Source organism: uncultured Rhodospira sp., from assembly GCF_937138205.1.
In the GTDB taxonomy this organism is placed as follows: domain Bacteria; phylum Pseudomonadota; class Alphaproteobacteria; order Rhodospirillales; family Rhodospirillaceae; genus Rhodospira.
In genome coordinates this window covers 17146-25912 of record NZ_CAKZOT010000006.1, presented here as the reverse complement: position 1 = coordinate 25912, position 8767 = coordinate 17146, and the positions used below count along the sequence as shown (strand labels likewise).

Annotated in this window: 12 protein-coding genes; 3 read left to right on the top strand and 9 right to left on the bottom strand. The window is 69.1% G+C overall.

Going from position 1 to position 8767, the window contains the following annotated elements; translation table 11 throughout:
- The first annotated feature begins 97 nt into the window (after positions 1 to 97).
- The 3 genes from Q0309_RS01075 to Q0309_RS01065 all read left to right on the top strand — a co-directional run bounded on the left by Q0309_RS01075 (position 98) and on the right by Q0309_RS01065 (position 3595).
- Positions 98 to 1513: a pitrilysin family protein gene (locus tag Q0309_RS01075; RefSeq protein WP_299436444.1), complete on the top strand. Its 1416-nt coding sequence runs from the start codon at positions 98 to 100 to the stop codon at positions 1511 to 1513.
- A gap of 11 nt (positions 1514 to 1524) precedes the next feature.
- Entirely contained in the window at positions 1525 to 2859 is a 1335-nt protein-coding gene (locus Q0309_RS01070) for a pitrilysin family protein (protein ID WP_299436441.1), read from the top strand.
- Positions 2860 to 3301: 442 nt separating this feature from the next.
- On the top strand, positions 3302 to 3595 hold the full coding sequence (locus Q0309_RS01065) for a hypothetical protein (RefSeq protein ID WP_299436438.1): 294 nt from the start codon (positions 3302 to 3304) through the stop codon (positions 3593 to 3595).
- A gap of 266 nt (positions 3596 to 3861) precedes the next feature.
- Here Q0309_RS01065 and Q0309_RS01060 read toward each other — a convergent pair whose 3' ends face one another.
- The 9 genes from Q0309_RS01060 to Q0309_RS01020 form a co-directional block, all read right to left on the bottom strand.
- Positions 3862 to 4011, bottom strand: a complete 150-nt coding sequence (locus Q0309_RS01060) for a hypothetical protein (RefSeq protein WP_299436435.1) — start codon at positions 4009 to 4011, stop codon at positions 3862 to 3864.
- A 204-nt stretch (positions 4012 to 4215) separates the two neighbouring features.
- Positions 4216 to 4824, bottom strand: a complete 609-nt coding sequence (locus Q0309_RS01055) for a hypothetical protein (RefSeq protein ID WP_299436432.1) — start codon at positions 4822 to 4824, stop codon at positions 4216 to 4218.
- Complete coding sequence (locus Q0309_RS01050) at positions 4821 to 5393, bottom strand: NUDIX hydrolase (protein WP_299436429.1); 573 nt, start codon at positions 5391 to 5393, stop codon at positions 4821 to 4823. The genes Q0309_RS01055 and Q0309_RS01050 overlap by 4 nt, the downstream gene beginning before the upstream one ends.
- A gap of 1 nt (position 5394) precedes the next feature.
- Positions 5395 to 6414 carry a LysR family transcriptional regulator gene (locus Q0309_RS01045; RefSeq protein WP_299436426.1) on the bottom strand — a complete coding sequence of 340 codons (1020 nt, stop codon included), beginning with the start codon at positions 6412 to 6414 and terminating at the stop codon, positions 5395 to 5397.
- Positions 6415 to 6441: 27 nt separating this feature from the next.
- The gene (locus tag Q0309_RS01040) at positions 6442 to 6762 is read right to left on the bottom strand and encodes a hypothetical protein (protein WP_299436423.1); all 321 of its coding nucleotides are present in this window, start codon (positions 6760 to 6762) and stop codon (positions 6442 to 6444) included.
- 35 nt (positions 6763 to 6797) lie between these two features.
- Positions 6798 to 7841, bottom strand: a complete 1044-nt coding sequence (locus Q0309_RS01035) for a sodium-dependent bicarbonate transport family permease (protein ID WP_299436420.1) — start codon at positions 7839 to 7841, stop codon at positions 6798 to 6800.
- 43 nt (positions 7842 to 7884) lie between these two features.
- Complete coding sequence (locus Q0309_RS01030; protein ID WP_299436417.1) at positions 7885 to 8100, bottom strand: hypothetical protein; 216 nt, start codon at positions 8098 to 8100, stop codon at positions 7885 to 7887.
- Positions 8097 to 8390, bottom strand: coding sequence for a 4a-hydroxytetrahydrobiopterin dehydratase (locus Q0309_RS01025; RefSeq protein WP_299436414.1), 294 nt, complete (start codon positions 8388 to 8390; stop codon positions 8097 to 8099). Before Q0309_RS01025 ends, Q0309_RS01030 begins: the two co-directional genes overlap by 4 nt.
- A gap of 41 nt (positions 8391 to 8431) precedes the next feature.
- Positions 8432 to 8746, bottom strand: coding sequence for a BMC domain-containing protein (locus Q0309_RS01020; RefSeq protein WP_299436411.1), 315 nt, complete (start codon positions 8744 to 8746; stop codon positions 8432 to 8434).
- Between the last annotated feature and the right edge of the window lie 21 nt (positions 8747 to 8767).

The window sequence follows — 8767 nt, the reverse complement described above, 5'->3', positions numbered from 1 at the left end:
GGAGGAAAGAGCAGAGTGCGGTCTCTGGCGTTGAGCCCACCGCCCGGTCATCCCATATAGCCTTCACCCCCTCACCCGTCCGCGAACAGGTCCGTCGATGCCTCGTCCTCCTCGTTCCCCGTCCCGATCCCGCGCCATCGCCGCGTCTCGCGCCGTCGAGGCCCGCGCCCGCCTGGGGCTGGCCGTCACGGCGCTGATGGTGCTCACCCTGCTGGTGCTGCTGTCCCCGGCCCGCGCCGGGACCTTCGACGCCGAGAGCTTCACCCTCGACAACGGCCTTCAGGTGGTGGTGGTCGAGAACCACCGCGTGCCCGTCGTGACTCATATGGTTTGGTACAAGGTCGGCGCCGCCGACGAGCCCCCCGGCAAGTCGGGCATCGCTCACCTGCTGGAACACCTGATGTTCAAGGGCACGGAGTCGATCCCGCCGGGCGCGTTCTCCAAGATCATCGCCCGCAACGGCGGCCGCGACAACGCCTTCACCAGCAGCGACTACACGGGCTACTACCAGAACATCGCCCGCGACCGGCTGGAGCTGGTCATGGAGATGGAGGCCGACCGCATGGCCAACCTGCGGCTGGCCGAGGACGATGTCCTGACCGAGCGTGCCGTCGTCATCGAGGAACGCCTCAGCCGCACCGAGAACGAGCCCTCGGCCCTGCTGGGCGAGCGCCTGGATCAGGCGTTGTGGGTGGTCCACCCCTACAAGAACCCGATCATCGGCTGGGCGCACGAACTGGCGGCCTTGACCCGTCAGGACGCGCTGGACTTCTACGACCGGTTCTATGCGCCCAACAACGCCATCGTGGTGGTGGCCGGCGCCGTGACGGTGGACGAGCTGCGCCCGATCGCCGAGCGCACCTATGGCCGGGTGCCGGCGGCGCCCGAGACGCCGGCGCGGGAGCGCGTGCTGGACCTGCCGCCCCCGGCCGACGTGACCGTGACCATGCACCACCCGCAGGTTGCCCAGGCGACCTGGTGGCGGCGCAGCATCGCGCCCAGCCGTAACGTTGGCGAGATGGACCTGTACCCGGCCTTGCAGGTGCTGGGGGAAATCCTGGGCGGCGGACCGGTCAGCCGGCTTTACGAGCGCCTGGTGGTCGAGGACGGCGTGGCCGTGTCCGCCGGGGCGCATTATCGGGGCCGCGCCGTGGACTTCGGCACGTTCTCCGTCTACGGCTCGCCGGCGGAGGGGCATACAGCCGCCCAGGTCGGCGACGCCATCGACGGCGAAATCGCGCGCCTGTTGGCCGACGGCGTCACGGCCGAGGAGGTCGAGAGCGCCAAGCGCCGCCTACGGGCGTCGGTCGTCTTCACGCGCGACAACGTGTTCGGCGTCGCCCGCATCATCGGCAGCGCCCTGGCCACCGGCGCCACCCTGGAGCAGGTCGAGCGCTGGCCCGAGGACATCGCCGCCGTAACGCCGGACGACGTCATGGCCGCCGCCCGGGCCGTGTTCACCGAAAACACCAGCAGCGCGACGGGCGTGTTGCTTCCCGCGACCTCCAGTTAAAGGTGCGTTCGATGTTCATCCCGGTCCGTAGCGTCCTCTCGGCCCTGGTGCTGGTGGGGGTCATGATGACCGCGCCGGTCGCGCGCGCCATCGACGTCGAGATCGTCGACAGCCCCGGCGGCCTTCAGGCGTGGCTGGTCGAGGACCACACCAACCCGCTGGTGACCCTGGAGTTCGCCTTCAAGGGCGGCGCGGCGCTCGATCCCGACGGCCGGGCTGGACTGGCCCATATGGTGTCGGGCCTGTTGGACGAGGGAGCGGGCGACCTGGACTCGCGGGCGTTCCAGCGGCGGCTGGCTGATCTGGCCATCGAGCTGGACTTCGACGCCGGCCGGGATTCGCTTCACGGCACCCTTCGCACGCTGACGGAGCACCTCGACGAGGCCGTGGCCTTGCTGCGGCTGGCGCTGACCGAACCCCGGTTCGATCCGGACGCGGTCGAACGCATCCGGGGCCAGGTGCTGGCCGGGCTGCGCTATGACGAGACCGACCCGAACGACATCGCGCGGCGGGCCTGGTACGCGGCGCTGTTTCCCGATCACCCCTACAGCCGCCCTGTGGAAGGGACGCCGGAGAGCATCGCCGCCATCACCCGGGACGACCTGGAGGCGTTCGCCCGCCGCCATCTGGTGCGCGACCGGCTTCTGATCGGCGCGACCGGCGATATCACGCCGGAGCGGCTGGCCCGGCTGGTGGACGATGTGTTCGGCGCGCTGCCGGCCACGTCCGATCTGCCCGCCGTATCGCAGGTTGATCCCCGCGCCGACGGGCGTACGCTGGTGATTGACCGGCCGCTGCCGCAGAGCGTGGCCATGTTCGGCCATGGCGGCATCGCCCGTTCGGACCCGGACTGGTACGCGGCCTACGTGGTCAACTACATCCTCGGCGGCGGCGGTTTTTCCTCGCGCCTGATGGAGGAGGTGCGGGAGAAGCGCGGGCTGGCCTATTCGGTCTACAGCTATCTGGTGCCGATGGACCACGCGGCGCTGTGGATCGGCGGGGTGGCCACGGCCAACGCCCGGGTCGGCGAGTCCCTGGACCTGGTCAAGGCCGAATGGCGCCGCATGGCCGAGGAGGGGCCGACGGCCGAGGATCTGGCCGACGCCAAGACCTATCTGACGGGGGCGTGGCCAATGCGTTTCACCTCGACGCAGGCCATCGCCCGCATGTTGGTGGCCATGCAGGACGAGGACCTGCCGCCGTCCTATCTGGACCGGCGCAACGACCATATCGAGGCCGTGACCCTGGAGGACGCCCGGCGCGTCGCGGCGCGCCTGCTGACCCCGGAGGCGCTGACCACCGTCATTGTTGGCCAGCCGGAGGGCATCGCCGAGGCCTCGCACTGATGGGGCGTGGGCGGGCGACCGGCCGGCCGCCCCGCCCACCACGCGCCCGGAGCCATGCTTCCGCCGCATACCCATTACCCGCAAAAAGATGTGGTCTTGGCCGCTCCGGCTTCATATTTTCACGGGTGTGGCGTCGTTCGCCAAGGGTTTGCGTCTCACGCGGCCGCGCCAGCCCGATGGGGTTGGTCTGTCGGTGTGGACGCCACGGGTCATCGGATGTTTCATCCGGTGCGGGTCCTGTCCTGGACAGGTTCCCGACGTCTCCCAGACGTGAAACCTCCCTGTTCCACTTGCCCCGGAAGCCGTTCGGTTTCCGGGGTTTTTTTCGGTGCGCCAAGCATGGCGCGTAGCGCCGTGACTGGCGCTGTCCGGTCCGCTGTGGTGGCGGTCCGGGCGACTTGGGTGCCCGGGGGGCTCCCGACCGGACGCGGAATCCGGGCTGATGGACGCGGTTGTCAGCCGGGAGAACATGTGGGCGGCCTACCGTCGGGTGGTCTCCAACACGGGCGCGGCGGGCGTGGATGGCATGACCGTCGCGGACCTGGGAGAGCACCTGAAGGTCCACTGGCCAGCCCTCAAGGACGTCCTGTTGGCCGGCCGCACCCAGCCGAAGGCGGTGCGCAAGGTGGAGAACCCGAAGCCGAACGGCGGCGGGATGCGCCTCCTTGGCATCCCGACGGTGGTGGACCGGCTGGTCCAGCAGGCGCTGCATCATACCGGGCGACGGAAATCGTGACACGTTTTCCGGACCGTCGGCACGCCACCTTGGGAGATCCCTCGCGTCCTAACGGACGCTTCGGGATGACGTATGTGTTTGTTTTTTAAAGAAAATCGTCATCCCGAGCGAGCGAAGCGAGCCGAGGGATCTCCCGCGTCGGCACTGCGCCCGGCGAATGGCGACGAGTCATGACTTCGGTCGGCTGGTATCAGGTGCTGATGCCGCTGTTCGATCCGGGCTTTTTCGGAGTCGTCGTTCGGGTTCCGGCCCGGACGGAGCGCCCATCAGGCCCTCGTGGCGGCGCGCGGCCATGTGGCCGCTTCCTCCTGGATGCGGAGCTTGTCCTGGGCGGTGAAGGTTCGCCGTTTCGGCCGATCAGACATCTCCGGATCGGTGGCGGCGGGCGGGCTTGCAGCCTTGTCGGGCATCACCATGAGATCGCTCTCCTAGGCCCTCAAGTCTAAACTTCCGGGGAGGACCTGTCTCATGATCATTGGCCCGGAGGGATCCTCGTGAGCACAACGCCGAACCCATGCCGTTTGTCTGGACCAAGCCCACCGATGCCATCCTGGGTAACCTCGACCGCCTCCCTGAACCCCTTGTCTGAGTCGCTGCGCACCTTAATGAATCTAATGAATTCACGACATCGCCGCCACCGCCTTGCCCGTCGCTTCAGCGGCGGCGTCGATGTCCGCTTCGCGGCCGGCCAGGGTCAGGCGGCCGAAGGCGCCGACCGCGCGCACGTCCACCAGGGTCACGTTGGCCGCCTTCTCCGCCTCGTTGGCGGCGTACATGACGTAGCCGGCCGGCTCCGTCTCCAGGATGAACAGGCTCTGCCCCGGCAGGATCATCGAGCCCCTGCGGTCCTGGCGGTTGATGAGCACGGCATGATCGGGGGCGATGGCGCGGATGGTCTCGGTCCACGCCACGCGGCAGGGCCGGCGTGCGCCGACATCCAGGCCCAGGCGGGCCAGCACGGCATCGCCGGCGGCCAGCACGTCGGACTGGTCGCGGTGGTGGATGACCATGGAGCCGAAGGCGCGTTCCACCACCAACTGCCCCAGATGGACCCGCGTGGCCTTCAGGGCGATGTCGGTCAGCCGGTGCACGGCCATGCCGGGCTCGACCTCCATCCATAGGCAGGCGTCGCCCGGAACCGGTGGGAACCCCTGCGCCACGGTGCCGAGATAGGTGGCAAGCTGGGGCTGCAGGGAATCGATGAACACATGGGTCCGCAGGGTGATCATGCCGCCACCCTCCGGCCGCGCCGCAGCGCCAGTGTCTTGCGGGCCATGCGGTGCACCGACAGCAGGGTGGAGAAGCTGGGCACCTCGGGCAGCGGCACCCAGGCGACGGCGTGCGTCTCGTCCGGATTGCCGGGCAGGTCGAGCCGGTCGTCGACCTCCAGCAGAAAGCGGACGTCGTAGTGCATGTGGCGCGGGTCCGTCGCCGTCGCCGGAATGGAATGCACGTCCACGTCGAAGATCTCCGACGACAACGGCGTGACCGCGTCCAGGGGCAGGCCCGTTTCCTCGGCGGTTTCCCGCACGGCCACGCGCAACAGGTCGGGCTCGCCGTCGGCGTGTCCGCCCGGCTGCAGCCACAGGCCCAGCTTGCGGTGCAGGATCATCAGCACCCGGTCCCGGGCCGGACTCACCACCCAGGCCGAGCCGGTCAGGTGGCCATGACGGGTGGCCCGCTCGAAACAGCCCGGCGTTTCGGCCACGAAGCGGCGCGTGCGGGCGGTCATGGCCGCCTCTTCCATGAACCGCGTGGCGTGCCGATCCAACAGGGCGAGCAGGGGGGCGCGATCCATGTCAGGCCGCCCCCGCGTCGGGCGGCGCCGAAGCCATGCCGAACTCGGCCAACAGGTCGGTGACCTGGGCGGACAGCACCGGCTCGTAATGGCGCGTGAACGCCAGCAGGGCCGCCGCCGCCGGCGATAGCTCGCGACCGCGCGCATGAACCACCCACCATCGGCGATGGATGGGAAAGCCCTCGACATCAAGCACGGCCAATGGTCCCCGCGCGCCCTCCACCGACAGCGAGTGCAGGGACAGGACGGCCAGCCCAAGTCCGGCGATGGCGGCGTGCTTGATGGCCTCGTTGCTGCCCAGCTCCATGCGCACCGTGGGCGTCACGCCTGCCTCGGAAAACGCCCGCACCATCGCGTGGCGCGTGCCGGAACCCGGCTCGCGTAGGATGAAGGGTTCCCGCGCGACCTCGGCCAGCGACAGGCCGCGCCGCCCGGCAAGGGGGTGATCGCGCGCCGCCACCACGACCAGCGGATTGGGCGCGAAGGGATGGATGGCGACGTCCAGGTCATCCAGATCCGGCTGGCCGAAGATATACAGGTCGTCCTCCTGGGCGCGGATGCGTTCGATCACCCGGTCGCGGTTGGAGACCTTCAGCGACAGGTCGATATCGGGGTATTCGCGGCTGAATGCGCCCAGGAGCTCCGGGGCGAAATACTTGGCCGTGGTGATGACGGCCAGCCGCACCTTGCCGCGCCGCAGGCCCTGGTACTCCGCCACCCAGTCCTCGACCTCGCCGAGCGCCTCGAACACCGTTTTGGTGGCTGCCTCCAGCCGCAGTCCGGCCTCGGTCGGCCGCACGGTGCGGCCCACCTGTTCGAACAGCGGCACGCCCACGGCGGTCGACAGCTTCTTCATCTGCATCGACACCGTGGGCTGGGTGACGAACAGGGCCTCGCTGGCCTTGGTGAAGCTGCCCAGGCGCACGATGGCCGAGAAGATCTGCAACTGCCGCAGGGTGGCATAGCGGGCGAGACGGGTCGTCGACCGCGCCGGTACGGTGAACTCCCGGTTCTCGACCATGGCGATGTCCTCCGGCGGCCTACGCTCCTAAAGATCGAACGGCCGGGTGAACTTTTCCGGCGTGATGACGGCGACGTCGCTGACGAACACCGTCAGGTGGTGGCCCCTGCCGAGCAGGCGCTTCAGGTCGTCCAGTACCGGGTCCAGGCGGTCGGCCGGCAGGATCACCTTGACCAGGATGTTGGCGTCGAAGTCCAGGCCGCTTTGTTCACCGCGCGAGCCCGCGCCCCGCGCCGGGACGATGGTGTAGCCGCTGGTGCCGCGTTCGCGGAAGATGCGCACGAGGCGCTCTTCCAGCGCGCTGGTGGTGATGATGCTGATGAGTTTTTCGGGATAGAGATCGACCATTTCCTCTCTCCGTCCGTGTGTCCGCGCCGCGTCGCTCATGGTCCGGTTCCCGCCAGCGCACTGGCCATCCAATGATACAGAGGAATGCCAAGGACCACGTTGAAGGGAAACGTGATTCCGAGCGACAGCGTAAGATACAGAGAGGGATTGGCCTCCGGAACCGCCAGCCGCATGGCCGGCGGCACGGCGATGTAGGAGGCGCTGGCGGCCAGCACGGCCACCAGCGTGGTGCCGCCGACGCCGAAGCCCAGCGCGTAATGGCCGATCAGAACCCCGATGGTGCCGCCGATCAACGGCATGACGACGCCATACCCGGCCAGAAGGGCGCCGACCCGCTTGAAGTCGCCCAGGCGGCGCGCGGCCTCCATGCCCATCTCGAACAGGAACAGGCACAGGGCGCCCATGAAAATCTCGTCGATGAAGGGCTTGAGCTTGTCCATGGAGCCGGGCAGCGACATGGCGCCGATGGCCATTGATCCCACCAGGATCACAACGCTGCCGTTGGTGAACGCCTCGTGCAGCAGGGCGCCCAGGCGGATTTTGTCCTCTCCGTTGCCATGGCCGTTGCCATGGCCGTTTCCGTTGGCCATCGCCGCCGCGCCGTTACCGCCGGCCTGGAGCTTGACCTTCTGGCGCGCCTGCGCCGCCAGCAGCAGGCCGACAATGATCGCCGGTGATTCCATCACCGCCAGCATGATCAGCGGATAGGTCTCGTAGACGACGCCCTGCGTGTCCAGAAAGGCGATGGCGGTCAGGAAGGTGCCGGCGCTGACCGAGCCGTAGTGCGCGGCGATGGCGGCGGCGTCCAGTGGACTGACGCGCCGGGTGACGATCAGCAGCCAGTAGCCGAGAACCGGCATGGCGAAGCCCAGGATCAGCGCCCAGATGATGGCGTTGATCGCCGCGCCCAGATCCGCCTTTGCCAGTTCCACGCCGCCGTGCAGGCCGATGGCCATCAGCAGGTAGATCGACAGCGCCTTGGCCAGATCCGGCGGGAATTTCAGGTCCGACTTGACGAGCCGGGCCAGGACCCCGAGGCCGAAAAACAGCACGGCGGGGATCATCAGGTTGCTGAGCATGGTCACCTCCCGACGAGGGATGTCTCAACGCCGTGTTCCGGCCTCAGTCCGGCCAGACCGGGGGGCGGCGTGCGGGCATGGGGCCGAGCGGATCGGCATCCGCCCGGCCGCGGCGGTCGGAGCCTTCGGCCGGGTCCGGGCTTGGCTTGGGTGACGCGCGCCGCGCCCGCCGCGTCGCGCCGCCGCCCGAGCGTTGCGACGAGTCCGCTGGCTTGGTCTCCGGCGCGTTCGCGTCGGTGTCCTTGTCGGCCTCGGTCATGATGCCGTGTCCTGGTCACGCTGTTCGGCCGCCAGCCCCGACAGTTGGGCGGCAAGATCGCGTTCCGCCGCGCAGACGGCCGTGCCGTCCTGCCGCGGACGCACGGTGACATTGACGTAGGTGCGGCCGAAGCTGAGGTCCGGGTGGAGCCCCGCCGACTCCGACAGCGCGGCGGCCCGGTCCAGGAAGGCCCGGGTCTGGCCGTAGGCGTCGAAGTCGAAGCGGCGGAACAGGCCGGGGGGGCGGCGCTGTTCCCCCCAGCCGGGCGGCGTGTCTGTGGTGTCGGTCATGGCGCATCCTTCCATGCCGGGGAGCGGGACGAAAGCCCGGATCAAGCGGCGGCGGCCGACGTCGGCGCGCCGCTGGACAGTACCGGCTCCACCTCGCGGTGCGGACGGGCGATGATGTGCGCCGCCACCAGGCCGTCGCCGACCCGCTCGCAGGCGTCGGCGCCGGCGCGCACGGCGGCGTTCACGGCGCCGGTCTCGCCGCGCACCATGACGGTGACATAGCCGCCGCCGACGAAATCGCGGCTGACGAGGCGCACCTCGGCGGCCTTGGTCATGGCGTCGGCCGCCTCGATGGCCGGCACGAGGCCCCGGGTCTCGATCATGCCGAGGGCGATTCCATAGGTATCCTGAGCCATGGCTTCTTCTCCGTGAGAGGG